This is a genomic window from Azospirillum sp. TSH64, from assembly GCF_003116035.1.
In the GTDB taxonomy this organism is placed as follows: Bacteria; Pseudomonadota; Alphaproteobacteria; order Azospirillales; family Azospirillaceae; genus Azospirillum.
The window spans coordinates 224,671-248,728 of record NZ_LGQW01000015.1 but is presented as its reverse complement, the minus strand read 5'-3'; the positions used below and the strand labels follow the sequence as shown (position 1 = coordinate 248,728).

Here is a 24,058-nt window from a genome sequence, read left to right as displayed (position 1 = left end):
GAAATCCGGCGAGCTGGCCAGGAACAAGACCCAGGCCAAGCGCATGGAGGCTGCGATCCGCGCCGCCGTGATGGAAGAGCTGGAGTCGGAAAAGCGCCCTGGCGGCCGACTGGCCGCGTACACGGTTGCACAGATGCTGGCCGAGTTCGCCGCCCGAAAAGCCACCGGCAAGAATTGGGTGAACGAACAGGTCTATGTCAGGGAGCTTCTGGAGTTCTTCGGCGCCGATACACCGGTGGCGCAGCTGACGGAGTCTCGGGTGTGGGACTATGTCACCTGGTCGCGGAAGCAGCCTCTCCGGGTCTACATGGGCGCCGGCAAGAAGAAGGAACAGGTCGCGGCAGGCCCGAAGGCGAAAGCGCCGCTGTTCAAGGACGGGGTCCGCACCAGGTCGGACTCAACGATCAACCGTTACCTGATCTGTCTCGGTGCGGCGTTGCGCATCGCGCACAACCTGCGTGACGGTGACGGCCGGCCACTTCTGTCGGAGCTGCCTAAGGTCCCGCGTCTGGCCGAGCCCGAGCACCTGCCGCGGCCGATCTCCGATGAGAACCTCGCGGCAATCATCCACCCCCCTGAGACACCGGCCCATGTTGCCGACGCGGCGCTGCTGGTGCGGTTGATGGGTTTCCGCAAGGCGGAGGTCTTCGGCCTGCGGATCCAGCAGATCGATTTCAGCGTTCGCGGGGTCTGGCTGGATGCCGAGTCGACCAAGGGTGGACGGGCGGAGTGCGTGCCGGCCAACGACGAGGCACTGGAGCTGCTGGCACGCCTCGTGGCGCAGGCAAGGAAGTGGGAGGTCGACCACCTCTTCACCTACCAGCATGGAGAGAAGGGGGAGCGCCGGCCGGTGAAGAATCCCCGGCGGGCATGGAACACCGTGCTGAAGAAGCTTGGCATCAAGCACCGCTGGCATGACACCAAGGCCAGCTTCGTCACCGCCGTGGCACAGGTTGCCTCTGCCGCCACCACGAAGGCGCTTGCCCGACATAAGGACCACCGCACCACCGAGCGGTACATCGAGGTGGCGGACCCGGTTCGTCGTCAGGCGGTCCAGGCCATCGCGTTTGGGGGCAAGGCAACGGCCTTTGGGAAAAGTCCCAAACAGAAGTCCCAAACAGCCGCGTCCACCGATGTGAGAGAAGCTTCGCCGGCCCCAAAAGAAAAAGCCTTGGAACCGTTGGGTTCCAAGGCTTCTCCGGTCCTTCCGGAACTGGTCGGAGCGACAGGATTCGAACCTGCGACCCCCAGACCCCCAGTCTGATGCGCTACCAGGCTGCGCTACGCTCCGTCAACTTCACCGCAGTGCTTGCGGCTTGGCTCCGGAAGGGAACGGGACTATAGCCGCGGGCTTTCGCCGATGCAACATCTCCCGTGATGATTTTTCAGCTTTTTTTGCCCCCAATTTCGGACAGGCGGGACAGCACCGATTGCAGCGATTTCAGCTCGTCCAGGACCATGGTGATCTCGTGCCGGACCGCGTCCGACAGCGGCGGATGATCCACGCTCCCGCCCCTGTCGTCATCCCTGTCATCGTCGGTGACGTCGCCGCCGAACCCGTCCGCATCGACCGGCCCGCCGCCATCGTCGGCATCCTCGGGCAGCGGCGGCGTCGGGTCGGACATGCGCCCTTCCTTCAGCAGGCGCTGGACGCCCTTGATGGTGTAGCGGTCCTCATACAGCAGAGCCTGGATGCGCCGGAGAAGTTCGACATCCTCCGGCCGGTAATAGCGCCGGCCGCCGCCACGCTTCAGCGGACGGATCTGGGGGAACTTCGTTTCCCAGAACCGCAGCACATGCTGAGGCACGTTGAGGTCGGTCGACACCTCGCTGATGGTGCGATAGGCCGTGGCGGATTTCATGGAGCGAATTTCATGGCGCGATCAGGCCGCCATCCGACAACGGCCAGTGGCGGCACTCCGCGGAAAGGCACGGCACGGCGACAGGCAAGGCGGAGAGGTCATCGCAAACGACCGGCGTCAGGACAACGCCCGCGCAGGCGTCGGTGCCCCACCCTCCTGAACCTCGTTGATCCGGTGTTTCAGCACATGGCTGGCACGGAACACCAGAACACGACGCGGCAGAATCGGCACCTCTTCCCCGGTCTTGGGGTTGCGGCCGACCCGCTCGCCTTTCTGGCGGACCTGGAAACTGCCGAAGGAGGAGATCTTGACCATCTCCCCCCGGGACAGGGCATCGGAAATCTCGTCCAGCACCGTTTCGACCAGATCGGCCGATTCGTTGCGCGAAAGTCCGACTTCCTGGTAGACGGCTTCGCTCAGTTGGGCGCGCGTTACGGTATTTTGCGACATTGTTAAACCTCCCCCCGCAACCGTTGCAAAGACGGTAATCCGGCGAAAGAAGGTCCGTCAATTCAAAAGCTTGGCAGCCCCATACGGCCCGGCCGAAGCCCGGCCGGGCGTGCATTGCAGCATGACGGATGTGCGATGTGCGGAGGACGCCGGTGCCTTACCAGCGGACCAGCGCCGAACCCCAGGTCAGGCCGCCGCCGATGGCTTCCATCAGGATCAGGTCGCCGCGCTTGATACGGCCGTCCGCCACCGCTTCGCCCAAGGCCAGCGGGATCGAGGCCGCGGAGGTGTTGCCGTGGCGGTCCACCGTCAGCACCACCTTTTCCGGCGACAGCTTCATCTTGCGGGCCAGCCCGTCGATGATGCGGCGATTCGCCTGGTGCGGCACCATCCAATCGATGTCGGCCGACTCCAGGCCGTTGGCGGCCAGGGCCTCCTCGACCACCGCCGACAGCTTCGACACGGCATGCCGGAAGATTTCCTGCCCATGCATGCGGACATGGCCGATGGTGCCGGTCGAGGACGCGCCGCCGTCGACATAGAGCAGGTCGTACTGGTTGCCGTCGGAATGAAGATGGGTGGACAGCACGCCCTGGTCGCTCGAATCGCCCTTGGCCTCGTAGGCTTCCATGACGATGGCGCCGGCGCCGTCACCGAACAGCACGCAGGTGGTGCGGTCGTTCCAGTCCAGCAGGCGGGAGAAGGTCTCCGCCCCGATCACCAGGGCGCGGCGCGCCTGACCGTTGCGCAGGAAATTGTCGGCCACCGACATGGCATAGACGAAGCCGGCACAGACCGCCTGGATGTCCATGGCGAAACCGGCGGCGCCCAGCGCGGCCTGCACCTTGGTCGCCGTGGCCGGGAAGGTGTTGTCCGGGGTGGTGGTGGCCAGGATGATGCAGTCGATGCTGCTGCCCGGCACGCCCGCATGCTCCAGCGCCCGCATCGCCGCGGCGATGGCGAGGTCGGAGGTCTTCTCCCCCTCGGCGGCGATATGGCGGGACTTGATGCCGGTGCGCTGGACGATCCATTCGTCCGTCGTGTCGACCCGCTGTTCCAGATCTTGGTTGGTGACGACGTTGGACGGCAGGAAGATGCCGCAACCCAGAACTCGGGAACGCATGACCATTGTTCAGCCCGCCGCCGCCTTCGTGTCGGGAAGAGGGGTCGCGTCGGCTATACGTCCCATCTCTTCCTTGATGCGTTCGTTGAAGCCGTGCGTCGCCAGGTTGATGGCGACCGCGACGGCATTGGCGAAGCCGACAGCGTCGGTGCCGCCATGGCTCTTCACGCAGACGCCGCGCAGGCCGAGGAACATCGCGCCGTTGTAGCGGCGCGGGTCGATCCGCTCGCGGAAGCGCTTGAAGGCGCCGCGGGCCAGCAGATAACCGATCCGTGCCAGGAAGGACGTCGCGAAGGTGCGGCGCAGGAATTCGGAGAACAGCTTCGCCGTCCCCTCCGCCGTCTTCAGCGCGACATTGCCGGTGAAGCCGTCGGTGACGATGACGTCCACCGTGCCCAGCCCGATGTCGGTGCCTTCGACGAAGCCATGGAAGCGGCCGGGAAGCGGCATGTCGCGCAGGCTGGCCGCCGCGGCACGCACCACTTCGTTGCCCTTCATGTCCTCCGAGCCGATGTTCAGCACGCCGATCGACGGCTGCGGCAGGCCCAGGATGGCACGTGCGAAGACGGCCCCCATCACGGCGAACTGGACGAGGTTTTCAGGCTGGCACTCGGCGTTGGCGCCGAGATCCAGCATGACGCTCTCGCCCCGCTGCGTCGGGAAGAAGGAGGCCATCGCCGGCCGGTCGATGCCCGGCAGCGTCTTCAGCACGAACTTGGCCATCGCCATCAGGGCGCCGGTGTTGCCGGCCGACACCACGCAGGCCGCCTCGCCCGCCGCGACGGCGTCGATGGCAAGCCGCATGCTGGACTGGCGACCCGCACGCAGCGCAACCGCAGGCTTGGCGTCCCCGGCCACGAAGTCGGCGGTGTGGCGGATTTCCGCCACTGCCTTCAACGCAGGCCGCTGGTTCAGCAGCGGCTCAAGCCGCTGCTGGTCGCCATACAGCAGAAAACGCACGTCGGGATGGCGTTCCCGCGCGATGTCCGCCCCGGCAATGACCATGTCGGGACCGTGATCGCCACCCATGGCATCCAGGGCGATGGTCAGGCGCTGGCTCACCGCGAACAGGCTCCCCGGCTTGGACCCCGGCAGGGGCGACGGGCGCCCCCGATCAACGGGACCTCAGACAACGCGATGCGGATCAAGCGGCCGCGGTGCCGCTCTGAACCACTTCACGCTGGTCGTAATGGCCGCAAGACCCGCAGACGTGGTGCGGACGCTTCAGCTCGCCGCAGTTCGGGCACTCGTTGTAGGCCGAGGTGGGCAGAGCGTGGTGCGAACGACGCATGTTGCGCCGCGACTTGGAGGTCTTCTTCTTCGGAACAGCCATGACCGTAAACTCTCTTCATTGGAAAGGGCGGCCCGAACAGGGGCCGCCCAGCGCGAGCGGCATTCAATAAGGCAAATGCCCCAAAAGGGCAAGCCCGAACAACCCCCATTCCGCAACCCCGGGCCGCTCATTGGTGGGGGTGGAAGTGCCGGCCCTTATACAAGACGCGGCGGGGAAAGCAACAGCCGGATCAGTTCCCCGGCTTCAACTTCTGCAGGACGGCGAAGGGATTGGGTTTTTCAGGCTCCTCGGCGGCCTCGTCCTCGGTCGTCTCGCCGTCCTCATGCTCGCGATACCCCTCGAAATCCACGCCTTCGGCATGCGGATAGGGGTCGAGCCCCAGCGACAGGTGCTGCGCCGTCAGTTCGCCGATGTCGATTCGGTTGTTCTCCATCGGCTCGGGAACGTCCTCGTCCGACAGGGAGGCGTCGAAATCGATCTCCAGCCCCGGATCCTCGATCATCGACTCCGGGGCGAACAGCGCCTCGAAGCGTTCGCTGACATGGGCCGGCACCGGCTCCAGCGTCACGACGCAGGTCTGGACCACGTCGGCCTCCAGCTGTCCGGAGACCCGGATCATCTGGCCGCCACGCACGGCGCGCAGCCTCACCGTGGCGGTCAGGCTGCCGATCGCCTCCAGCTCCAGCCGTTCGGCGAGCGCGCGGCGCTCCGTCTCCGTCGCTTCGATGGTTTCGCTCACCTCGGCACGACGCACCGTGTCGGCATTGACGACGCGCGAGAATTCCGGGGCCGGCAGGGCGCCGTTGGCAGGGCTCATGGCAAAGACTTTCCGATCGAAAACCAAAACGGCCGGCGCGGCGAACGCCCGGCAAGTCCCGAGTCACATGCAACCCGCGGCCTGGAAAGGCAAGCCCCCAGACACGGCGGCAGGCATCGGCGACACTCTACATATATAGCGAAGCGGTCAGGCCGGCACCGGTGCGAAGCGGATCTCGCCCTGCAACAGCGACTCCAGCGGCTGGGCGTCGAGCGTCGCGGCACAGCTGCGGACATAGGCGGCCATCGCCGCCAGCGCCCCGTCCGGCACCGGATCGACCGTGCCGTAGAGGTTGTTGTCCAGCGCCACCTCCAGCCGGCGGCCGTCGGAGTCGGCCAGCGCCTCGTCATAGGCGCGGATCCGCCCGGCCATCCCGCGCGCCATCGTCTTCACGCGCCGGGCGATGCCACTGTCGCCGGCCCCCATCTCCAGCAGCGACTTCTCGAAATCGTCGACCATCGTCTCATAGAGGCGCTGCGACAGTTTGCCCGCCTCCGGCCCCTGACCCTTCAGCCGGCGCATCACCAGCAGCATGTGCAGCGCCACCATCTCGAACCGCCCGTCCAGGCTGTCGGGCACGGAAAGCGCGCTGTAGAAGCCGGGTTCGCGGGCCTGCCCGACGATGGCGGTGAACAGACCGCCCACCGCGGCGGCGGTGCGGGCGCGGTCTCCGCCCCCCACACCACCCAACAGCGGGCCCAGCAAACGGCCGATAAAGCTTCCTGACACGAACGGCAACCCTTCCCCGACTCGGAGTCTCGTTGACAGGGCGAAGCAGCCGGTGCGATTGTCCCGCCCGGAGACTGTCCACAGCCGTGAACGGCCTCGCTGCCCCGCCGGCTCCATCATAGCCCGAGCACCATGACCAGATCGAACTTTTCCGCCCCCCGCGCCGTCATTCGCACCGCCCTGCTGGGCAGCATCCTGCTCGCCGGCCTCGCCGCGACCGGCTGCTCGCCCACCCTCGCCACCCGCGGCAACCTGACGGACCCGCAGCTGGTGGCGGAACTGCAACCGGGCCAGAGCCGGCGCGACGACGTCGCTGCGGTGCTGGGCACGCCGACCTCGGTCGGCACCTTCGATCCGAACGTCTGGTACTATATCGGGCAGAAGACTGAGAAGACCGCCTTCTTCGAGCCGGAAGTGACGGAGCGCCGCGTCGTCGTCGCCCATTTCGACGACAACGGCGTCCTGCGCGAGATCAAGACGCTCGACAAGTCGAACGGCCAGGACATCGATCTGGTGGAGCGCACGACCCCCACCGCCGGCCGCGAGATGGGCTTCCTGGAACAGATGATGGGCAACGTCGGCCGCTTCTCCGCCAAGGATACCAAGGGCAAGGGCCCCGGCAGCTGATCGGCCGGCCGATAGCCCGGCCCGCCGTGCCCATTCCTTCCGATACGGACACCGACCTGCGCCACATGCGCGCCGCCCTGTCGCTCGCGGCGCGCGGGCTGGGGCGGACCTGGCCCAATCCCGCGGTCGGCTGCGTGCTGGTCCGCGACGGCGCCGTGATCGGCCGCGGCTGGACCCAGCCCGGCGGCCGCCCCCATGCCGAGACCCAGGCGCTGGACCGAGCCCGCGCTTTTTCCGGCGGAGCGGAGGGCGCCACCGCCTACGTCACGCTGGAACCCTGCAACCATTATGGCAAGACGCCGCCCTGCGCCCTGGCGCTGGTCGAGGCGAAGGTGGCGCGTGTCGTCGTCGCCTGCCAGGACCCCGACCCACGGGTTGCCGGCGGCGGCTTGGCCCGGCTGCGCGATGCCGGCATCGCGGTCACGACGGGCGTCTGCGAGGCCGATGCGCTGGCACTCAACGAGGGCTTCTTCAACCGCATCACGCTGGGCCGCCCGCTGGTCACGCTGAAAGTCGCCAGTACGCTGGACGGCCGCATCGCCACCGCCACCGGCGAGTCGCAGTGGATCACCGGCCCGACGGCGCGCGCCTGGGGCCACCGGCTGCGCGCCAGCCATGACGCCATCCTGGTCGGCATCGGCACCGCGCTGGCCGACGACCCCGAATTGACCTGCCGCCTGCCCGGCCTGGAAGACCGCAGCCCGGTGCGGGTTGTGGTGGACAGCGGCCTGCGCCTGCCGCCGACGGCGAAGCTCGCCACCGGCGCTCGCCGCATTCCGACCTGGGTCGTCACCGGCCCCACCCCCGACCCCGCGCGTGCGGAGGCTCTGGCTGCCCTCGGCATCGAGCCGATCCCGGTCGCCGCCGGGCCCGACGGCCGTGTCGATCCCGCAGCCGCGATGACCGCCCTCGCCGCCCGCGGCATCACCCGCGTGCTGGTGGAAGGCGGAGCGTCGATGGCCGCCGCCCTGCTCGGCGCCGGTCTGGTCGACCGGCTGGAGTGGTTCCGCGCCGCCTCGCTGATCGGCGGCGACGGGTTGCCGGCGGTCGCCGGCTTCGGAGTCGAGGCGTTGGCCGCGATGGCGCGCTTCGAACGCACCGCCGTCCGCAGCGCCGGCGCCGATCTGGCCGAAAGCTGTCGCCGGATCGGCCCCAAAGCGTCGGTCTAGCCCGCGCAACAGACCGTTGCGCCGCTTGCGGTGTCGCGCCCGCTTCCCCTGGCCGCGAAACCTGCTAAATTCCCCCGCATGTTCACCGGAATCATCACCGATGTCGGGCGCGTCCGGGCCGTGGAGCGGCAGGGCGACACCCGGTTCACCATCGAGACCGCCTTCGACACGGAGACGATCGCGATCGGGGCGTCCATCGCCCACAACGGCGTCTGTCTGACGGTCATCGAAAAGGGACCGGGGACCTACGTCATCCAGGCTTCGGGGGAAACCCTGTCGAAGACGACGCTCGGCGGCTGGGAAGCCGGCACGCGCATCAACCTGGAGCGCGCGCTCAAGGTCGGCGACGAGCTGGGCGGCCACATCGTGTCCGGCCATGTCGACGGGGTCGGCCGGCTGCTGTCGATCCGCCCCGAAGGCGAATCGCTGCGCCTGACCTTCGAGGCGCCGGCCACCCTCGCCAAATACATCGCGCCCAAGGGCTCGGTCGCCATCGACGGCGTGTCGCTGACCGTCAACGAGGTCGAAGGCAACCGCTTCGGCGTCAACATCATCCCCCACACTCAGACCGCCACCACCTTCGGCGGGCTGACGGAGGGCGATGCGGTCAATCTCGAAATCGATATGCTGGCGCGCTATGTCGCCCGGCTCGCGGGGCAGGAATGACGTCCGAGTTTCACCACTACCTGTCGACGGCCGAAGAGATCATCGAAGAGGCGCGTCAGGGCAGGATGTTCATCCTGGTCGACGACGAGGACCGGGAGAACGAGGGCGATCTGGTGATCCCCGCCTCCTGCGCCACGCCGGACGCGGTGAACTTCATGGCCAAGCACGGGCGCGGCCTGATCTGCCTGACCATGGACCGGCCGAACATCGAACGGCTGCGCCTGCCGCTGATGGCGCAGCAGAACGCGTCCCGCCACCAGACCGCCTTCACCGTCTCCATCGAGGCGCGCGAAGGCGTGACCACCGGCATCTCCGCCGCCGACCGTGCCCGCACCATCGCCGTCGCCATCGACCCGGCGTCCGGCCCGCACGATCTCGCCACCCCCGGCCACATCTTCCCGCTGCTGGCGCGTGACGGCGGCGTGCTGGTCCGCGCCGGCCATACCGAGGCCTCGGTCGACATCGCCCGGCTGTCCGGCCATTCCTCGTCCGCGGTGATCTGCGAGATCATGAACGACGACGGCACCATGGCACGCCTGCCCGATCTGGTGCAGTTCGCCCAGTTCCACGGGCTGAAGGTCGGCACCATCGCCGACCTGATCGCCTACCGCCGCCGCACCGAGACCATCGTCGAGCAGGTTCTGGCCGGCAATCTCGACAGCCGCTATGGCGGGCGCTTCCAGTCCTACGTCTACATCAACAAGATCCAGTATGCCGAGCACATCGCGCTGGTCCGCGGCGACATCTCCGGCGACGAGCCGGTGCTGGTGCGCATGCATGCCCAGTCGGTGCTGGACGACGTGCTGGGCGACCGCAACTCCGGCCGCGACAACGACCTGCACGCCTCGATGGAGCTGATCGCCAAGGAGGGCCGCGGCGTCGTCGTGCTGCTGCGCGAGCCGAACCCGAACGGCCTTTCCACCGTGCTGAAGGCGCGGCTGGAGGGTCAGGCCGGCAGCGTTCCGGAACTGCGCGACTACGGCATCGGCGCGCAGATCCTGCTGGATCTGGGCGTGCGCAAGATGACCCTGATCTCCAACCGCAAGAAGCCGATCATCGGGCTGGAGGGCTACGGCCTGACCGTGGTCGGCCACCGCGCGATCAATCCGGGCGCCACCGACCCCGGCGAGGACTGAGGACCAGAACGCCGCCGGATGACCGATACGCCCCACATCATGGTCGTGGACGCCCGCGTCCACGAGGACATCGCCGATGAGCTGGCGCGTGGCGCCGTCGCGGAACTCGACCGCGCCGGCGCCACGCACATCCGCTATGGCGTGCCCGGCTGTCTGGAGCTTCCGGCGGCGATCATGTACGCCATCCGCTCCATGGATTTCTTCACTGCCCGCAAGCGGTTCGACGGCTATGTCGCGCTGGGCTGCGTGATCCGGGGCGAGACGACGCGGTACGACACGATCTGTGCCGAAAGCGCCCGCGGCCTGCAGGATCTGGCCCTGCGCTACAGTCTGGCGGTCGGAAACGGCATCCTGACGGTGGAAAACCGCGAGCAGGCCTGGGCCCGCGCCAATGTCGGATCGGTCAATACCGGCGGGCGTGCCGCGCGTGCCTGTCTTGACATGATTGACCTGAAGCGCAAATTCCGCCTCTATCCGCGCTGACCCCGACATCTCCTCTCTTTTAGCGACTGCAGATCATGAGCAACGACGACGCGGGCAGCCCCGTGACACCCGATCACGCCCCCAAGGGCGGCGACTCCAAGGGCAAATCGAAGTCCCGCAAGAACAAGACCGGCGGCGGCTCCGCCAAGGCGCGCCGCAAGGCCGCCCGTCTGGCCGCGGCCCAGGCGCTGTACCAGATCGATCTGGCCCAGGCCCCGGTCGAGAATGTCGTCGGCGAGTTCGTCGCCCACCGGCTGGGCGAGGAGATCGACGGCGACAAGTTCGTCTCCGGCGATCCGCAGCTGTTCGCCGACATCGTCCGCGGTGCGATCCACCGCCGCGCCGAGGTCGACGGGGTGCTGGGCGCCGCCCTCGACCCGCGCTTCCCGCTCGACCGGCTGGAGCTGCTGCTGCGCGCCATCCTGCGCGCCGGTGCCTACGAGATCGCGGTGCATATGGACACCCACCCGCGCATCCTCATCAGCGAGTATGTCGACGTCGCCCGCGCCTTCTTCTCCGGCCGCGAGCCGGCGATGGTGAACGGCGTGCTCGACCATGTCGCCCGCGCACTGCGCGCCGACGACCTCGCCAAGCCCGACCCCGGCCGCAGTGCGGTTGAGGAGTAATACCCGAAGAAATTCCCTCTCCCCCCGGGGAGAGGGTTAGGGTGAGGGGGTCGCACCGCGTGCCTTTCACGAGAATCAACCCCGTGCATCCCCCTCACCCCGACCCTCTCCCCGGGGGGGAGAGGGGGAATCGCCCTCTCGGCGAGTTCGGCCGGATCACCCGCTTCTTCAAGCCGCTGGCCGCCGGTTTTCCCGGCGCCCGCGGCCTGCGGGACGATGCCGCCGTGTTCGGCGTGCCGGACGGGCGGGAACTGGTCGTCACCACCGACGCCATGGTCGCCGGGGTGCATTTCTTCCCCGACGATGCGCCGGCGGACATCGCCGCCAAGCTGATGCGCAGCAACCTGTCCGACCTCGCCGCCATGGGGGCGGAGCCGCTGGCCTACACGCTGGTGACCGCCCTGCCCCGCGGCCTCGACGAATCCTGGCTGGAGGGCTTCGCCGCCGGGCTGGGCGAGGAGCAGCGGCAGTTCGGCATTGCGCTGGCCGGTGGCGATTCGGTCTCGACCAGCGGCCCAATCACCCTGTCGGTCACCGCCTTCGGGCTGGTCCCCACCGGTTGTGCCCTGCCGCGCTGGGGCGGGCAACCGGGCGACCGCGTCTTCGTCACCGGCAGCATCGGCGATGCCGCGCTCGGGCTCGAAGTCGCCTATGGCCGTCTCGACATTCCGGACCAGGACACGCGCGCCCATCTGCTGCGCCGGATGCGCCGGCCCGACCCGCGCATGGGCGTCGGGCCGTGCCTGATCGGTCTGGCCAGCGGTGCGATGGACGTGTCGGACGGGCTGGTCGCCGACCTCGGCCATCTCTGCGAGGAGTCCGGCTGCGCCGCCCTGCTCCGCGCCGATGCGGTGCCGCTGTCGGAGGCTGCCCGCGGCGCCATCGACGGCGATCCGGTGAGACTGGCGCTGGCCATCACCGGCGGCGACGATTACGAGCTTCTGTTCACCGCCCAGCCGTCGGCCCGCGACGCCCTGGCGGCCCTGGCCGCGGAATGCGGGGTTGCGATCACCGAGATCGGCGAACTCTGTCCCGGTACGCCCGGCGAGGTCGCGGTGCTGGACGGTGCCGGTGTGCCCCTGCCGCTGGCCCGGCGCGGCTGGGACCATTTCTGACCGTCCACCTCCCCCGCCCCGCGTTTAAGACAATCGAAAGCATCCGCGGCGCAGGGTTCGGCGCTTCGCCGTCTGTCTGAGGTGTGTTGCCGTGGTCAAGGCTCTGATCGTCCTCGTTCTCGGCATCGTCTTGCTGGGCGGCGCCAGCTTCGGTGGCTGGTTCGTCTATCAGAAATACTTCACCGAACATCCCGACGCACCGCCGAAGAAGGTGGAGCCGCCGCCCAAGCCGCCGACCGCCTTCGTCCGCCTGCCCCCGCTGGTGGTGCCGATGATCGGCCCGACCCGAGTCGAACAGTTCGTGACCGTCGTGGTCGCGGTGGAAGTGCTTCTGGAAAAGCAGCCGATGGTCCAGGCCAACCAGCCGCGCCTGACCGACGCCTTCCTGACCGCGCTCTATGGCGGCATTGCGGACAAGTCGATCCTGAACGGGGCTTTGGTCAATATTCCTGCCGTAAAGACCAAGTTGGCGGAGGCCGCCGGCAAAGTCGTCGGCAAGGATGCGGTCTATGACGTGCTGGTCCAGGCGGTTACGCAGCGCAATCTCTGACCGCCTCCCAGGGCACCCGCAATTCGCACCCATTTTGCGGTGCATTATCCCGACACTACCCACAAAGGCCAGGGGCACCCCCGGCCATTTCGCCGCGTTGCGCCGCCCCGTGCGGCGGTTGCAAAGCGGCCGCACCGGGCGCATGCTTTTCCCGATAATACTTGCGCCCGACTTCTCCCCCACTTGATCACCGTGGTGGGACCAGCGTTTCCGGGGCGCGACCTTAAAATCAATCGGGGGATGCGATGGCTCTAGCGTTCATCGTCATCATCGCCGCCGGCCTGCTCGCGCTGGCCTACGGTTTTCGTACCGGAAAAGAAGTCATGGCCGCGTCGCCTGGGTCCGAACGGATGCAGGCCATCGCCGCCGCGGTGCAGGAAGGGGCGCGCGCCTATCTGAACCGCCAATACACCACCATCGCCATCGCCGGCGCCGTCCTGCTGGTCATCCTGTGGGTGACGCTGGGCTTTCCGGTGGCCTTGGGCTTCCTGATCGGCGCCGTGCTGTCGGGCAGCGCCGGCTATGTCGGCATGAACGTCTCGGTCCGCGCCAACGTCCGCACCGCCGAGGCCGCCACCCGCGGCCTGGCGCCGGCACTCGACATCGCCTTCAAGTCGGGCGCGATCACCGGCATGCTGGTGGTCGGGCTCGGGCTGCTGGGCGTCGGCGGCTATTTCGGCATCCTGACGCTGGTCTACCACGTCAACGATCCCGTCGAGGTGCGCACGATCCTCGAGGCGCTGGTGGCGCTCAGCTTCGGTGCCTCGCTGATCTCGATCTTCGCCCGGCTGGGCGGCGGCATCTTCACCAAGGGCGCCGACGTCGGCGCCGACCTCGTCGGCAAGGTGGAGGCCGGCATCCCGGAGGACGACCCGCGCAACCCGGCGGTCATCGCCGACAATGTCGGCGACAATGTCGGCGACTGTGCCGGAATGGCCGCCGACCTGTTCGAGACCTACGCCGTCACCATCGTCGCCACCATGCTGTTGGCGGCGATTTTCTTTACCGGCGGCGTGTTGCGGATGATGCTGGTCTATCCGCTGCTGATCGGCGCCGTCTGCATCCTGGCCTCGGTCGCCGGCACCTTCGCGGTGAAGCTCGGCCCCGACAACAACATCATGAAGGCGCTCTACAAGGGGCTGGCGGTCGCGGCCGGCATCTCGCTGGTGCTGATCCTGATCGTCACGGCGATCCTGTTCGGCTTCACCCGCGCCATCACCATGACCGACGGCGTGTCGATCACCGGCTTCAACCTGCTGGTCTCGGCCCTGGTCGGGCTGGGCGTCACCGGCCTCTTGGTCTGGATCACCGAGTTCTACACCTCGACCGCCTACCGCCCGGTGCGCAGCGTCGCCAAGGCGTCGGAGACCGGGCATGGCACCAACGTCATCCAGGGTCTTGCCGTGTCGATGGAATCGACCGCCCTGCCGGTGATCGTCATCTGCGCCGGCATCCTGATCGCCCACGGGCAGGCCGGCGTCTTCGGCATCGGCATCGCCGCGACGACGATGCTGGCGCTGGCCGGCATGGTGGTGGCGCTCGACGCCTATGGGCCGGTCACCGATAATGCCGGCGGCATCGCCGAGATGTCGGACATGCCCGCCAACATCCGCGTCACCACCGACGCGCTGGACGCCGTCGGCAACACGACCAAGGCGGTGACCAAGGGCTATGCCATCGGCTCCGCCGGTCTGGCCGCCCTGGTTCTCTTCGCGGCTTACGTCCAGGATTTGGGCCATTACTTCCCCAACATTCCGGTCGAGTTCCGGCTGAACGACCCCTACGTCGTCGTCGGGCTGCTGGTGGGCGGCCTGCTGCCCTATCTGTTCGGTGCCATGGGCATGACCGCCGTCGGCCGCGCCGCCGGGTCCGTCGTCGTGGAGGTGCGGCGCCAGTTCCGCGAAATTCCCGGCATCATGGAGGGCACCGCCAAGCCCGATTACGGCCGTGCGGTGGACATGCTGACCAAGGCGGCGATCAAGGAGATGATCATCCCCTCGCTGCTGCCGGTTCTGGCCCCGGTGGTCCTCTATCTGGTGATCGCCGCCATCGGCGGGCGGGCGGCCGGCTTCGCGTCCCTGGGCGCCATGCTGCTGGGAACCATCGTCACCGGCATCTTCGTCGCCATTTCGATGACGTCGGGCGGCGGTGCCTGGGACAACGCCAAGAAGTACATCGAGGAGGGCAATCACGGCGGCAAAGGCTCCGACGCCCACAAGGCGGCGGTGACCGGCGATACCGTCGGCGACCCCTACAAGGACACCGCCGGCCCGGCGGTGAACCCGATGATCAAGATCACCAACATCGTGGCGATCCTGCTGCTGGCGATCCTGGCCCAGGTCGGATGAGGGCTCGGCTGAGGGCTCGGGTGAGCGACCGGTGCGGGGCAGGACAACCGCCTGCCCCGCACCGACGCATTTACAGTCCCGGCGAGGCTTCCGGCGCCAGAGTTTCCACGAACTCGTTGAAGTCGGAAGCCTCGCGGAAATCCTTGTAGACGGAGGCGTAGCGGATATACGCCACCTGATCCATCGTCTGCAGCGCTTCCATGATCTTCTCGCCGATCTGCTTCGACGGGATTTCGCTCTCGCCGGAGGATTCCAGCTGGCGGACCATGCTGTTCACCACCCGGTCGATGCGGTCGCCGTCGATCGGGCGCTTGCGCAGCGCGATCCTCATCGACCGCAACAGCTTCTCGCGGTCGAAGGCTTCGCGCTGGCCGTTGCTCTTCACCACCGTCAGCTCGCGCAGTTGGACGCGTTCGAAGGTGGTGAAGCGGGCGCTGCAACTGGGACAGAAGCGCCGCCGGCGGATTGCCGAGTTGTCTTCGGTCGGGCGCGAGTCCTTGACCTGGGTGTCCTCGTTTCCGCAGAACGGGCAGCGCATCTGGTGGTTTCCCCCCTTTACGGCGTGGGCGATTACAGCGTCGGGTAGATCGGGAACTGACGGCACAGGCCGCGGACACGCTCGCGCATTGCCGCCTCGACCGCCGTGTTGTCGCCGGAGTTGCTGGCGGCCAGCCCGTCCAGCGTCTCGACGATCATCTCGCCGACCTGTTTGAACTCGGCGGTGCCGAAGCCGCGGGTTGTCGCCGCCGGGCTGCCCAGGCGGACGCCGGAGGTGATCATCGGCTTCTGCGGGTCGAACGGCACGCCGTTCTTGTTGCAGGTCATGCCGGCATGCTCGAGGCTGGCTTCCGCCGCCTTGCCGGTCAGGTTCTTCGGACGCAGGTCGACCAGCACGATGTGGCTGTCGGTGCCGCCCGACACGATGTCCAGCCCGCCGGCGATCAGCGTCTTGGCCAGCACCTGGGCGTTGTCGACCACCGCCTGGGCATAGGTCTTGAACTCCGGACGCAGCGCCTCGGCGAAGGCAACCGCCTTGGCGGCGATGACATGCATCAGCGGGCCGCCCTGGAGGCCGGGGAAGACGGCCGAGTTGATCTTCTTGGCGATGTCTTCCTTGTTGGTCAGCACCATGCCGCCGCGCGGGCCGCGCAGCGTCTTGTGGGTGGTGGTGGTGACCACGTCGGCATAGGGGAACGGGTTCGGATAGACGCCGCCGGCGATCAGGCCGGCATAGTGGGCGATGTCGACCATGAAGATCGCGCCGACCTCGTCCGCGATGGCGCGGAAGCGCTCATAATCCAGCACGCGCGGATAGGCGGAGCCGCCGGCGATGATCAGCTTCGGCTTGTGCTCGCGGGCCAGAGCCTCGACCTGATCGAAGTCGATCAGGTGGTCGTCCTTGCGCACGCCGTACTGCACGGCCTTGAACCACTTGCCCGACATGTTGGGGGCGGCACCGTGGGTCAGGTGGCCGCCGGCGGCCAGCGACATGCCCAGCACGCAGTCGCCCGGCTGCAGCAGGGCCAGCAGCACCGCCTGGTTGGCCTGGGAGCCGGAGTTCGGCTGCACGTTGGCGAAATCGCAGCCGAACAGCTTGCAGGCGCGCTCGATGGCGAGGTTCTCCGCCACGTCGACAAATTCGCAGCCGCCGTAGTAACGCTTGCCCGGATAGCCCTCGGCATACTTGTTGGTCAGGACCGAGCCCTGCGCTTCCAGCACCGCCTGGGAGACGATGTTCTCGGAGGCGATCAGCTCGATCTGCTCCTGCTGGCGGACCAGCTCGTCGCGCACCGCGCGGGCCAGTTCGGGATCGGTCTCGGCAAGCGAGGCGGCGAAGAAGCGGCCGATCTCTGCGGTGTTGCTGCTGGTCATGGCGGGAGGTTCCTCAATCGAAGTGGCATCAGGCAGGACAGGCGCGCGGCCAACCTGCCGTCGTCAGGTCTTTCCGGGCTCTGTCGCGTCCCGGTTGCGGGCCTTCACGGCCAAATGATTGGGCCAGGAAAAGCGGCGCGGGGACGCGCTCAGCCCATCTTGGCGATGCGGCGGCTGTGACGCTCGCCGCCTTCAAAGTCGGTCTTCAGGAAGATTTCGACGCAATCCTTGGCGATCTCCGGCCCGACGATGCGGGCGCCCAGCGCGATCACGTTGGCGTCGTTGTGCTCGCGCGACAGGCGCGCGGTGGTCACGTCGTGCACCAGGGCGGCGCGGATGCCGGGATGGCGGTTGGCGGCGATGCTGATGCCGATGCCGCTGCCGCAGACCAGCACGCCGCGCTGCGCCCGGCCGTCGGTGACGGCGGCGGCCAGCGCCGCGGCGAAGTCCGGGTAATCGACCGAGGCCGGACCGTCGGTACCGAGATCGAGGACGGTGTAACCGGCGCCCTCAAGCTGCCGTGCGATCTGAGCCTTCAGCTCATAGCCGGCGTGATCGGAAGCGAGTGCCACGGTGCGGACGGTCATGACGGCGGAAACTCCGGTGCGGTCGGTAACGGATACGGGCAGTACGGATGCACGGGCGGCAACCGGGCCGGCGAAGCGGCCTGCAATCGGGCGAAAGACGCCGGCACCCTACCAGATGTCGGTGCCAACCGCCACAGCCACACCATGACATGGATGCATAGCTAAACCCAGCACCGCCGGGCAGCGGTCGATTTGGCGGTCGATTTACGGCGCACGATCGGCCGGCACACAGCCGGAGCGGCACCGACGCCCATCACCGCGAAAGTTTGGCCTCTGTTTTCACCTCTTCGTTGCCGAAGGGGCAAAACAAGGGAGATAGCCGATTCGTTATATGCGGGGGAAATCCGCCAATTGCTGCAACGGAGTCGGGGGAAAATCGCAAGCCGGCGCCTACTAGACGCGCCTTAAAGCCGCGGCACAGCCACAACCGTGCAACGATTTTCAGCGAAGGCTGATTTAAGCGGCGTTCCTTTGTTCTGGCCGACAAGAGCAACTAATTTGATGCTTGCCGAAATTATATTGACACCCAAATCACGGTATGCAACTTGGTTCCTACGGACAAATGAAAAACCAGGACACAGTGCAATGAGCGACCAGCTTCGCGCCGATGTACCGGACAATGCGCTGCTGCGGATGACCGCCGACATCGTATCGGCGTATGTCAGCAAGAACGTGTTGCCTGCTCAGCAAATCCCCGACGTGATCAATACGGTCTACTCGTCGCTGACCGGTCTGAATGGTCAGCCCCGAGAGGTCGCGGCGGAGCCGCTGAAGCCGGCCGTTCCGATTCGTAAGTCAGTGACGCCCGAATACATCGTCTGCCTGGAAGACGGGAAGAAGTTGAAGATGCTGAAGCGGCACCTTCGCTCGACCTACAACATGTCGCCGGACGAATATCGCGCACGCTGGGGACTTCCGCCCGACTATCCGATGGTCGCGCCGAACTATGCGGCTCAGCGTTCGGAATTCGCCAAGCGCATCGGCCTGGGCCGCAGTTCCGGCCGTCAGACCCGCCGCAAGGCCGGTTGATCGCGTAAAGTCCGTATGCAACGCGGGCCGATCCACCCAGGATTCGGCCCGTGTGCGTGTCCGGTCGATGGCCCTGCCATCCGATTGGTTGAAGCTGCGAATCGGTTGCATTCGATGGGCCGCAAGCCTCAGTTGGCACACCCTTTGCGGCCCGACAGGCGGCAGTTGAAACGGTCGACATTTCGACTCAATTCGCGTCCAGTCGACACATTTTCTTCGTTCAGGCAGGTCAGATAGGTCATCGACTTGTCGACGTAATCCTTCACTTCGCCCTGACAGGAAGACATCTTGTCGGCGCTGAGGAAGGTCGCCTGGTCGTCCATGCACAGCGGCACACCCGGCTTCAGGCAGCCCGCGGCCGGCGTCGTCGGTTGCGGGGCGGTCGGGGCCGCTCCACCGTTTGCCGTCCCGGCAGCGGCACCGGCGGCACCGGGGGCGGACTGACGGCCGCCATGGTCCTGTGCGCCATGGCCCGGCTTCTGGGACGGCTGGGACGAAGCGGCCAGCGCCGCCTGCGGGATCGCCAGGACCGGCAAGGCTGCAACCGAAGCGGTTCCCAACGCCGCAGACATCAGCGACACACGCAGGAAAGCCGTCACGCCCAGCGTCCCGAAGCCTGCCGCCCTAAAACCCGCCGCCTTAAAACCCAACATGGCCTCGATCCTCTGGCGTTTCATTCTTCTGCCCGAAGGCCGGCACGGAAAACGGCCCGGCCGACACCCCGCTTAACCGGCTGAACGGCGCAGGGAAAGGGGCTTTCCTTATGCGCCATTCGTTCAGAGATGCGCGGTTCTACAAGCGTTACACCCCCTGCGCCAGTGTCAACGGGCAGGCATAGGTCTACTGTCGGGGTCGAGCGGTTCGCTCTACGACCGGCGGGCCGACCAAGTGTCGGGGCCGCCGGCGGAGGCATGCCGGCGCTCACCATCAGCAAAAGCCAGACTTCGATACGCGCCGCCCGGCCCCGTCCGGCGGCGCGTTTTCTTTTCGCCCCTTGCGAAAGGGAGCAATCCACGGCAGATGCGCAACCTCTGGATGTTCAGGCCCGGTCAGTAAAGTCCGCCGCCCCGCTTCGGCCCCGGCTTGGCCGGGGCGGCTGGGCCGACGCCCTTGTTCTGCACGAAGCGCAGCTTGTTGATCGCCGTCCGTTTCAGCAGTTCCTGGCTGCCGGTTGCCGGGCCGGCCACCGTCACCTCGACGCCGGTCCTGGCATCGATGGCGGTCACCCGCAGATAGCTGCCGACCCGCTGGAACTCGAACAGCACGTCACCGTCGGTCATGCCCAATGCCCTCCCTCGGCCCGGTTCCACATCGCCCGGTCTTCCTTACCCTAAGGTCAGTCCCCGTTCGAGACCGCAACACCCGGCAGCCATCGCTGTTGTCCATCCAGCCATTCGGCGCGCAGGAGCCCCGCTCCGCCAACCCCCACTGCGAGGAAGGACCACCAAAATGGCCGCCAAGACGATGCAGGATCTGCTGATCGAGGATCTTCGCGACATTTACCACGCCGAGAAGCAGATCGCGAAGGCCCTGCCGAAGATGGCCAAGGCCGCCAGCTCCGACCAACTGCGCCAGGCGTTTGAAACCCATCTGGAACAGACCCATGGGCAGATCGAGCGGCTCCAGCAGGTGTTCGAGGAGCTCGACACCCGTCCGCGCGGCAAGCATTGCGACGCGATGGAGGGGCTGATCAGCGAAGCCCAGGAAATCCTGGAGATGGGCCTGGCGCCCGAGGTGCAGGACGCCGCCCTGATCGCCGCCGCCCAGAAGGTGGAGCATTACGAGATCGCCAGCTACGGCACGCTGCATGCCTTCGCCACCGCCTGCGGCCTCGACAAGGTCGCCCAGCTGCTGGACGAGACGCTGCAGGAGGAAAAGGACACCGACACGCTGCTCAACAAGCTGGCGATCGGCGACGTCAACAAGAAGGCGATGGCGGCCAGCGGCAGGAAGGCCGCCTGATCCCGTAATCCCTCAAGTCTTCCGTGACCAATCGTTCCCGGCCCTGCATAAGGGCCGGACCCTGGTTGCAAGCGCCGCGTCGGACCGATAGCATCCCCGCTGTCCGGTCCTTCGCGGTGTTCCGTCATGCGTCGCCTTTTGTGTGCCTTCGGCCTTGCCCTGCTCCTGACGCTGCCGTCGGCGCCATCGGCCGTTGCGAACGAGGGGGCGCCGGGCGCCCTTCCGCCGTCGGTGCGGATCAAGCCGCTGATGGTCCCGGTGGTGAATGCCGGACGGATCGAGAAATACACCCAGGTCGAAGTGAACCTGGAGATCGGCAACGCCCTGAAGCTGGGCGAGGTGCAGCTCAGCATCCCGCGCCTGCACGACGCCATCCTGACCGCCATCTACAAGGGCGTGGACGAGGGCTGGATCGTCCGCGGCAACATCGCGAACGTGCCTGCCCTGCGCCGCCGCATCGACGAATCGGTGATCGCCATGTTCGGCAAGGACGTGGTCAGCCGCATCCTCATCACGCCCATCGCGCGGCAGTCGTCGCTGCAGTAGACTGCTCCCCGGACAAGCTCCGCAATTCAAGGCGCCGTACAAGGCCCCCGTATTGAAGCCCCCTTCAAGGATCGACCCGTCATGCCCCTCGTCTATGTCGCGCGCAGCGCCGCCCTGACCAAATGGGCGTCCGACGTCGGACAGGGAAAGCACATCTACAAGCTGGGCATCGCGGAGGATGAGGCCGCGGTCAAGGCAGAGGTCGCCGCCGGCTGGGGTGGCGAATCCGACTGGAAGCTGATCCAGACCAAGCCGGTCGAGGAACTGGACGAGGAAACCGCGCTGGCCCGGCTCGGCCGGCGCGAGAAGGCCATCGACCCCACCTATTACCCGCGGCTCAAGGGAGCGGCCGGCGTGTACCGCATCACCCTGACCAATGTTCAGAACAGCCTGCTGGTCGCCAAGGCGATGACCGCGGACGAGCCGCTGACCGACGTCAAGGTGAAGCCCAAGGACATCGCCGACTACATGATCCGCAACGCGATTGCCTGAGAAATCCCCGTGAAGACCGCCCCGCCGCCCGTCCGCCGCGTCGCTTTCGATGCCATGACGCTGCGCGACCTGCACGACATGCTGGCCCTGCGCAGCCGCGTGTTCGTGGTCGAGCAGGCCTCCCCCTACCCCGACATCGACGGCCGCGATCCCGGCGCGCTTCACCTGATCGCGGTGGACGAAGCGGGCGCCATCGTCGGCTGTGCCCGCTGCCTCGGCCCTGATGAAAATGGCCCGGATGGAGCGAATCCGGACGCGCCGGTCTCCTTCGGCCGTCTGGCGGTCGACCCGTCGCAGCGCTCCACCGGGCTGGGGCGGGCGCTGGTGGCGGAGTCGCTGACGGTGCTGGCGGAGTGCTGGCCCGACCGCGACGTGGTCATCGGCGCGCAGCAGCATCTCGAATGCTTCTACGGCAGCTTCGGCTTCGTCCGGGATACCGAGCCGTACGACGATTTCGGCATTCCCCACATCGACATGCGGCTGCGGCGCTGACGCTTCCCTTGCCGGCAACCGGTCGCTGAGCCCGCGTCACACAGCTCCCTTGCAGCAGCCCCGCCATCGCCGGCAGAGCGATGCGACACAATGCCCCATACATACGGGGGCATTGCCGCCCACGGCTGTCTGCGGCCTTTGGAAGACAACGGGGCGTTGTTATTCCTTCGTTTTGCGGCAAGGCATAAGCCTTACGTAACAGAGCGATGATTTCGTCATACGTAAAATTTTCGATGATCGAAAACGAAATCGCTGTCGTATCAGTTCCCACATTCGATTGGGTGAGGCATTCACCCTTTCGTATGCAACTCCGAAGGCGAGGCGACTGTCCCCGCTAGGCAAAGGCCTGTCCGGTTACATGAGGGGCAAGACGATGTCCTGGTTCACCAATCTCCGCATCGGCGGAAAGCTGTTGACGGCATTTTCTGCATTGATCGTCATCATTGGCGCAATCAGCATTGCCAACTATTCGACCCTTTCGTCGATCCAGTCCTCCATCGGTTGGACAATCCACACCTACCGCGTGATCCAGACCGCCGATGCGGCGATGGCGGCGATGGTGGATCAGGAAACCGGTCTGCGCGGCTATCTGGTCAGCGGCGATCCGGCCTTCCTCGAGCCCTACCGCTCTGGCACGCAGTCCTTCGACCGGGCCCTGGCGGAGGTGAAGTCGCTGACCGCCGACAACCCGCAGCAGCAGGCCCGGGTGGAGGAGCTGCGCAGACACGCCGCCATCTGGCGCGAAACGGTGGCGGAAAAGGAAATCGCCCTGATGTCCAAGGCCGACACGCGTGAGGAGGCCCGCGCGATGGAGGCGAAGGCGCTCGGCAAGGCATCGATGGACCACATCCGCAGGTTGGTCCGCGAGGTCGACGATGCTGAACGTGCGCTGCTGGCGCTGCGCGACGCGGAGCAGAAGACCGCCTTCTCGACCGGCTACGTCACCGCCGTCGCCGGCGCGCTGATCTCCCTTCTGGTCGCCGTGGCCGCCGGTCTGGTGCTGCGCGGCTCCATCGCCACGCCCATCGTCGCCATGACCGCCGCCATGGCACGGCTGGCCGGCGGCGACCGCGCCGTCGAGGTGCCCGGCGTCGGCCGCAGGGACGAGGTCGGTGCCATGGCCGAGGCGGTCGATGTCTTCAAGCGCAACGCCATCGAAGCCGACCGCCTCTCTGCCGCCCAGCGCGCCGAGGAGGAGGCCAAAGCCCGCCGCGCCGCCCGGCTGGAGGAGCTGATGCGCGCCTTCGAGGGCAACGTCGGCGCGGTGGTGCAGAGCCTGTCGGGTGCCGCGACCCAGATGCAGCAGTCGGCCGGCACGCTGACCAGCACCGCCGACGAGACCAACCGCCAGAGCACCACGGTTGCGTCGGCCGCCGAGCAGGCATCCGCCAACGTCCAGACCGTCGCCGCCGCCGCGGAGGAACTGTCCTCCTCCATCGCCGAGATCGGCCGTCAGGTCACCCAGTCGACCCGCGTCGCCGAACAGGCGGTCAGCGGCGCCAACCGTGCCAACGGCGTGGTGTCCGGCCTCGCCGAAGGAGCGCAGAAGATCGGCGAGGTGGTTGACCTCATCAACAACATCGCGGCGCAGACCAATCTGCTGGCGCTCAACGCCACCATCGAGGCGGCGCGGGCCGGAGAGGCCGGCAAGGGCTTTGCCGTCGTGGCGAGCGAGGTGAAGAGCCTCGCCAACCAGACAGCCAAGGCGACCGAGGACATCACCGGCCAGATCGCCACCATCCAGGGCGCGACGCGCGAGGCGGTGTCCGCCATCGAGGAGATCGGCCGCATCATCACCGAGATCAGCCAGATCTCCGCGACCATCGCCTCGGCGGTGGAACAGCAGAGCGCCGCGACCCAGGAAATCAGCCGCAATGTCCAGGAAGCGGCCCAGGGCACGCAGCAGGTGACCAGCAACATCGTCGGCGTCACCCGCGCCGCCGGCGACACCGGCCGCGCTGCCGGCGAAGTCCGCAGCGTCGCCGAGCACCTGACCGGCGAATCCACCCGCCTGCGCCAGGAGGTGGAGAGCTTCCTCGAGGGGGTGAAGACGGCGTGATGAACCAGGGGGACGCGACCCGGC

At 67.1% G+C, this 24,058-nt stretch carries 28 protein-coding genes and 1 tRNA gene; 15 read left to right on the top strand and 14 right to left on the bottom strand.

Translation table 11 applies throughout. The features are described 5' to 3' along the window. Positions 1-397 precede the first annotated feature (397 nt). The 9 genes from TSH64_RS36170 to TSH64_RS02510 form a co-directional block, all read right to left on the bottom strand. Positions 398-1,117, bottom strand: a complete 720-nt coding sequence (locus TSH64_RS36170; protein ID WP_247872705.1) for a hypothetical protein — start codon at positions 1,115-1,117, stop codon at positions 398-400. A 97-nt stretch (positions 1,118-1,214) separates the two neighbouring features. Further along, positions 1,215-1,291 (bottom strand) — tRNA-Pro (locus tag TSH64_RS02545). 94 nt (positions 1,292-1,385) lie between these two features. Continuing rightward, on the bottom strand, positions 1,386-1,862 hold the full coding sequence (locus TSH64_RS02540) for a MerR family transcriptional regulator (protein ID WP_109095426.1): 477 nt from the start codon (positions 1,860-1,862) through the stop codon (positions 1,386-1,388). A 117-nt stretch (positions 1,863-1,979) separates the two neighbouring features. Next, entirely contained in the window at positions 1,980-2,312 is a 333-nt protein-coding gene (locus TSH64_RS02535) for an integration host factor subunit alpha (RefSeq protein WP_098740199.1), read from the bottom strand. A 157-nt stretch (positions 2,313-2,469) separates the two neighbouring features. Continuing rightward, entirely contained in the window at positions 2,470-3,441 is a 972-nt protein-coding gene (locus tag TSH64_RS02530; RefSeq protein ID WP_109095425.1) for a beta-ketoacyl-ACP synthase III, read from the bottom strand. A 3-nt stretch (positions 3,442-3,444) separates the two neighbouring features. Beyond that, the gene (gene plsX / locus TSH64_RS02525) at positions 3,445-4,497 is read right to left on the bottom strand and encodes a phosphate acyltransferase PlsX (RefSeq protein ID WP_109095424.1); all 1,053 of its coding nucleotides are present in this window, start codon (positions 4,495-4,497) and stop codon (positions 3,445-3,447) included. An 82-nt stretch (positions 4,498-4,579) separates the two neighbouring features. Further along, positions 4,580-4,768, bottom strand: a complete 189-nt coding sequence (gene rpmF / locus TSH64_RS02520) for a 50S ribosomal protein L32 (protein ID WP_012973646.1) — start codon at positions 4,766-4,768, stop codon at positions 4,580-4,582. A 190-nt stretch (positions 4,769-4,958) separates the two neighbouring features. Continuing rightward, entirely contained in the window at positions 4,959-5,546 is a 588-nt protein-coding gene (locus TSH64_RS02515) for a DUF177 domain-containing protein (protein ID WP_109095423.1), read from the bottom strand. A 147-nt stretch (positions 5,547-5,693) separates the two neighbouring features. Continuing rightward, a complete protein-coding gene (locus TSH64_RS02510; RefSeq protein ID WP_109452182.1) occupies positions 5,694-6,275 on the bottom strand; it encodes a ubiquinol-cytochrome C chaperone family protein in 582 nt (193 codons plus the stop codon). A gap of 132 nt (positions 6,276-6,407) precedes the next feature. On the opposite strand from TSH64_RS02510, the gene bamE reads away from it, so the two are divergent. From bamE to TSH64_RS02465, 9 genes are all read left to right on the top strand, one after another. Beyond that, positions 6,408-6,902, top strand: coding sequence for an outer membrane protein assembly factor BamE (gene bamE, locus TSH64_RS02505; RefSeq protein WP_109095422.1), 495 nt, complete (start codon positions 6,408-6,410; stop codon positions 6,900-6,902). A gap of 26 nt (positions 6,903-6,928) precedes the next feature. Continuing rightward, on the top strand, positions 6,929-8,071 hold the full coding sequence (gene ribD, locus TSH64_RS02500) for a bifunctional diaminohydroxyphosphoribosylaminopyrimidine deaminase/5-amino-6-(5-phosphoribosylamino)uracil reductase RibD (protein WP_348770317.1): 1,143 nt from the start codon (positions 6,929-6,931) through the stop codon (positions 8,069-8,071). A gap of 78 nt (positions 8,072-8,149) precedes the next feature. Next, positions 8,150-8,737 carry a riboflavin synthase gene (locus TSH64_RS02495; RefSeq protein WP_109095420.1) on the top strand — a complete coding sequence of 196 codons (588 nt, stop codon included), beginning with the start codon at positions 8,150-8,152 and terminating at the stop codon, positions 8,735-8,737. Then, positions 8,734-9,873, top strand: a complete 1,140-nt coding sequence (gene ribB / locus TSH64_RS02490) for a 3,4-dihydroxy-2-butanone-4-phosphate synthase (RefSeq protein WP_109095419.1) — start codon at positions 8,734-8,736, stop codon at positions 9,871-9,873. Before TSH64_RS02495 ends, ribB begins: the two co-directional genes overlap by 4 nt. A gap of 18 nt (positions 9,874-9,891) precedes the next feature. Next, positions 9,892-10,356 carry a 6,7-dimethyl-8-ribityllumazine synthase gene (ribH, locus tag TSH64_RS02485; RefSeq protein ID WP_098740208.1) on the top strand — a complete coding sequence of 155 codons (465 nt, stop codon included), beginning with the start codon at positions 9,892-9,894 and terminating at the stop codon, positions 10,354-10,356. 35 nt (positions 10,357-10,391) lie between these two features. Next, positions 10,392-10,982, top strand: a complete 591-nt coding sequence (gene nusB, locus TSH64_RS02480) for a transcription antitermination factor NusB (protein WP_109095418.1) — start codon at positions 10,392-10,394, stop codon at positions 10,980-10,982. Between the two features lie 83 nt (positions 10,983-11,065). Continuing rightward, positions 11,066-12,097, top strand: coding sequence for a thiamine-phosphate kinase (gene thiL, locus TSH64_RS02475; RefSeq protein ID WP_109095417.1), 1,032 nt, complete (start codon positions 11,066-11,068; stop codon positions 12,095-12,097). A gap of 91 nt (positions 12,098-12,188) precedes the next feature. Next, complete coding sequence (locus TSH64_RS02470; RefSeq protein ID WP_109095416.1) at positions 12,189-12,647, top strand: hypothetical protein; 459 nt, start codon at positions 12,189-12,191, stop codon at positions 12,645-12,647. A 245-nt stretch (positions 12,648-12,892) separates the two neighbouring features. Next, the gene (locus TSH64_RS02465; protein WP_109095415.1) at positions 12,893-14,995 is read left to right on the top strand and encodes a sodium-translocating pyrophosphatase; all 2,103 of its coding nucleotides are present in this window, start codon (positions 12,893-12,895) and stop codon (positions 14,993-14,995) included. Between the two features lie 70 nt (positions 14,996-15,065). Here the strand turns inward: TSH64_RS02465 and nrdR are convergent, their stop codons facing one another. The 3 genes from nrdR to rpiB form a co-directional block, all read right to left on the bottom strand. Continuing rightward, positions 15,066-15,533 (bottom strand): transcriptional regulator NrdR, encoded by a 468-nt coding sequence (gene nrdR, locus TSH64_RS02460; RefSeq protein ID WP_109095414.1) that lies wholly within the window; start codon positions 15,531-15,533, stop codon positions 15,066-15,068. Between the two features lie 32 nt (positions 15,534-15,565). Then, positions 15,566-16,867, bottom strand: a complete 1,302-nt coding sequence (glyA, locus tag TSH64_RS02455) for a serine hydroxymethyltransferase (protein WP_098740214.1) — start codon at positions 16,865-16,867, stop codon at positions 15,566-15,568. Between the two features lie 149 nt (positions 16,868-17,016). After that, positions 17,017-17,454 carry a ribose 5-phosphate isomerase B gene (gene rpiB, locus TSH64_RS02450; protein ID WP_109095413.1) on the bottom strand — a complete coding sequence of 146 codons (438 nt, stop codon included), beginning with the start codon at positions 17,452-17,454 and terminating at the stop codon, positions 17,017-17,019. Positions 17,455-18,039: 585 nt separating this feature from the next. Here rpiB and TSH64_RS02445 point away from each other — a divergent pair. Continuing rightward, positions 18,040-18,483: a MucR family transcriptional regulator gene (locus TSH64_RS02445; protein ID WP_014247241.1), complete on the top strand. Its 444-nt coding sequence runs from the start codon at positions 18,040-18,042 to the stop codon at positions 18,481-18,483. 128 nt (positions 18,484-18,611) lie between these two features. Here TSH64_RS02445 and TSH64_RS02440 read toward each other — a convergent pair whose 3' ends face one another. After that, on the bottom strand, positions 18,612-19,136 hold the full coding sequence (locus TSH64_RS02440) for a hypothetical protein (protein ID WP_109095412.1): 525 nt from the start codon (positions 19,134-19,136) through the stop codon (positions 18,612-18,614). Positions 19,137-19,532: 396 nt separating this feature from the next. Next, positions 19,533-19,763: a hypothetical protein gene (locus TSH64_RS02435; RefSeq protein WP_098740216.1), complete on the bottom strand. Its 231-nt coding sequence runs from the start codon at positions 19,761-19,763 to the stop codon at positions 19,533-19,535. A 169-nt stretch (positions 19,764-19,932) separates the two neighbouring features. Here TSH64_RS02435 and TSH64_RS02430 point away from each other — a divergent pair, with 169 nt between their 5' ends. From TSH64_RS02430 to TSH64_RS02410, 5 genes are all read left to right on the top strand, one after another. After that, positions 19,933-20,445: a ferritin-like domain-containing protein gene (locus TSH64_RS02430; protein ID WP_098740217.1), complete on the top strand. Its 513-nt coding sequence runs from the start codon at positions 19,933-19,935 to the stop codon at positions 20,443-20,445. Positions 20,446-20,571: 126 nt separating this feature from the next. Beyond that, positions 20,572-20,991 (top strand): hypothetical protein, encoded by a 420-nt coding sequence (locus TSH64_RS02425; protein ID WP_109095411.1) that lies wholly within the window; start codon positions 20,572-20,574, stop codon positions 20,989-20,991. A gap of 81 nt (positions 20,992-21,072) precedes the next feature. Further along, positions 21,073-21,483, top strand: a complete 411-nt coding sequence (locus tag TSH64_RS02420) for a hypothetical protein (protein WP_109095410.1) — start codon at positions 21,073-21,075, stop codon at positions 21,481-21,483. A gap of 9 nt (positions 21,484-21,492) precedes the next feature. Further along, positions 21,493-21,975 (top strand): GNAT family N-acetyltransferase, encoded by a 483-nt coding sequence (locus tag TSH64_RS02415; protein ID WP_247872704.1) that lies wholly within the window; start codon positions 21,493-21,495, stop codon positions 21,973-21,975. A gap of 373 nt (positions 21,976-22,348) precedes the next feature. Next, entirely contained in the window at positions 22,349-24,034 is a 1,686-nt protein-coding gene (locus tag TSH64_RS02410; protein WP_247872703.1) for a CHASE3 domain-containing protein, read from the top strand. Positions 24,035-24,058 lie beyond the last annotated feature (24 nt).

What these genes read in the sequence shown, in the direction of transcription:
- TSH64_RS02540 (WP_109095426.1), bottom strand. Translation starts at nt 1,862, where the DNA reads ATGAAATCCGCCACGGCCTATCGCACCATCAGCGAGGTGTCGACCGAC.
- TSH64_RS02535 (WP_098740199.1), bottom strand. Translation starts at nt 2,312, where the DNA reads ATGTCGCAAAATACCGTAACGCGCGCCCAACTGAGCGAAGCCGTCTAC.
- TSH64_RS02530 (WP_109095425.1), bottom strand. Translation starts at nt 3,441, where the DNA reads ATGGTCATGCGTTCCCGAGTTCTGGGTTGCGGCATCTTCCTGCCGTCC.
- rpmF (WP_012973646.1), bottom strand. Translation starts at nt 4,768, where the DNA reads ATGGCTGTTCCGAAGAAGAAGACCTCCAAGTCGCGGCGCAACATGCGT.
- TSH64_RS02515 (WP_109095423.1), bottom strand. Translation starts at nt 5,546, where the DNA reads ATGAGCCCTGCCAACGGCGCCCTGCCGGCCCCGGAATTCTCGCGCGTC.
- bamE (WP_109095422.1), top strand. Translation starts at nt 6,408, where the DNA reads ATGACCAGATCGAACTTTTCCGCCCCCCGCGCCGTCATTCGCACCGCC.
- TSH64_RS02495 (WP_109095420.1), top strand. Translation starts at nt 8,150, where the DNA reads ATGTTCACCGGAATCATCACCGATGTCGGGCGCGTCCGGGCCGTGGAG.
- ribB (WP_109095419.1), top strand. Translation starts at nt 8,734, where the DNA reads ATGACGTCCGAGTTTCACCACTACCTGTCGACGGCCGAAGAGATCATC.
- ribH (WP_098740208.1), top strand. Translation starts at nt 9,892, where the DNA reads ATGACCGATACGCCCCACATCATGGTCGTGGACGCCCGCGTCCACGAG.
- nusB (WP_109095418.1), top strand. Translation starts at nt 10,392, where the DNA reads ATGAGCAACGACGACGCGGGCAGCCCCGTGACACCCGATCACGCCCCC.
- TSH64_RS02465 (WP_109095415.1), top strand. Translation starts at nt 12,893, where the DNA reads ATGGCTCTAGCGTTCATCGTCATCATCGCCGCCGGCCTGCTCGCGCTG.
- nrdR (WP_109095414.1), bottom strand. Translation starts at nt 15,533, where the DNA reads ATGCGCTGCCCGTTCTGCGGAAACGAGGACACCCAGGTCAAGGACTCG.
- glyA (WP_098740214.1), bottom strand. Translation starts at nt 16,867, where the DNA reads ATGACCAGCAGCAACACCGCAGAGATCGGCCGCTTCTTCGCCGCCTCG.
- rpiB (WP_109095413.1), bottom strand. Translation starts at nt 17,454, where the DNA reads ATGACCGTCCGCACCGTGGCACTCGCTTCCGATCACGCCGGCTATGAG.
- TSH64_RS02445 (WP_014247241.1), top strand. Translation starts at nt 18,040, where the DNA reads ATGAGCGACCAGCTTCGCGCCGATGTACCGGACAATGCGCTGCTGCGG.
- TSH64_RS02440 (WP_109095412.1), bottom strand. Translation starts at nt 19,136, where the DNA reads ATGTTGGGTTTTAAGGCGGCGGGTTTTAGGGCGGCAGGCTTCGGGACG.
- TSH64_RS02435 (WP_098740216.1), bottom strand. Translation starts at nt 19,763, where the DNA reads ATGACCGACGGTGACGTGCTGTTCGAGTTCCAGCGGGTCGGCAGCTAT.
- TSH64_RS02430 (WP_098740217.1), top strand. Translation starts at nt 19,933, where the DNA reads ATGGCCGCCAAGACGATGCAGGATCTGCTGATCGAGGATCTTCGCGAC.
- TSH64_RS02425 (WP_109095411.1), top strand. Translation starts at nt 20,572, where the DNA reads ATGCGTCGCCTTTTGTGTGCCTTCGGCCTTGCCCTGCTCCTGACGCTG.
- TSH64_RS02420 (WP_109095410.1), top strand. Translation starts at nt 21,073, where the DNA reads ATGCCCCTCGTCTATGTCGCGCGCAGCGCCGCCCTGACCAAATGGGCG.
- TSH64_RS02410 (WP_247872703.1), top strand. Translation starts at nt 22,349, where the DNA reads ATGTCCTGGTTCACCAATCTCCGCATCGGCGGAAAGCTGTTGACGGCA.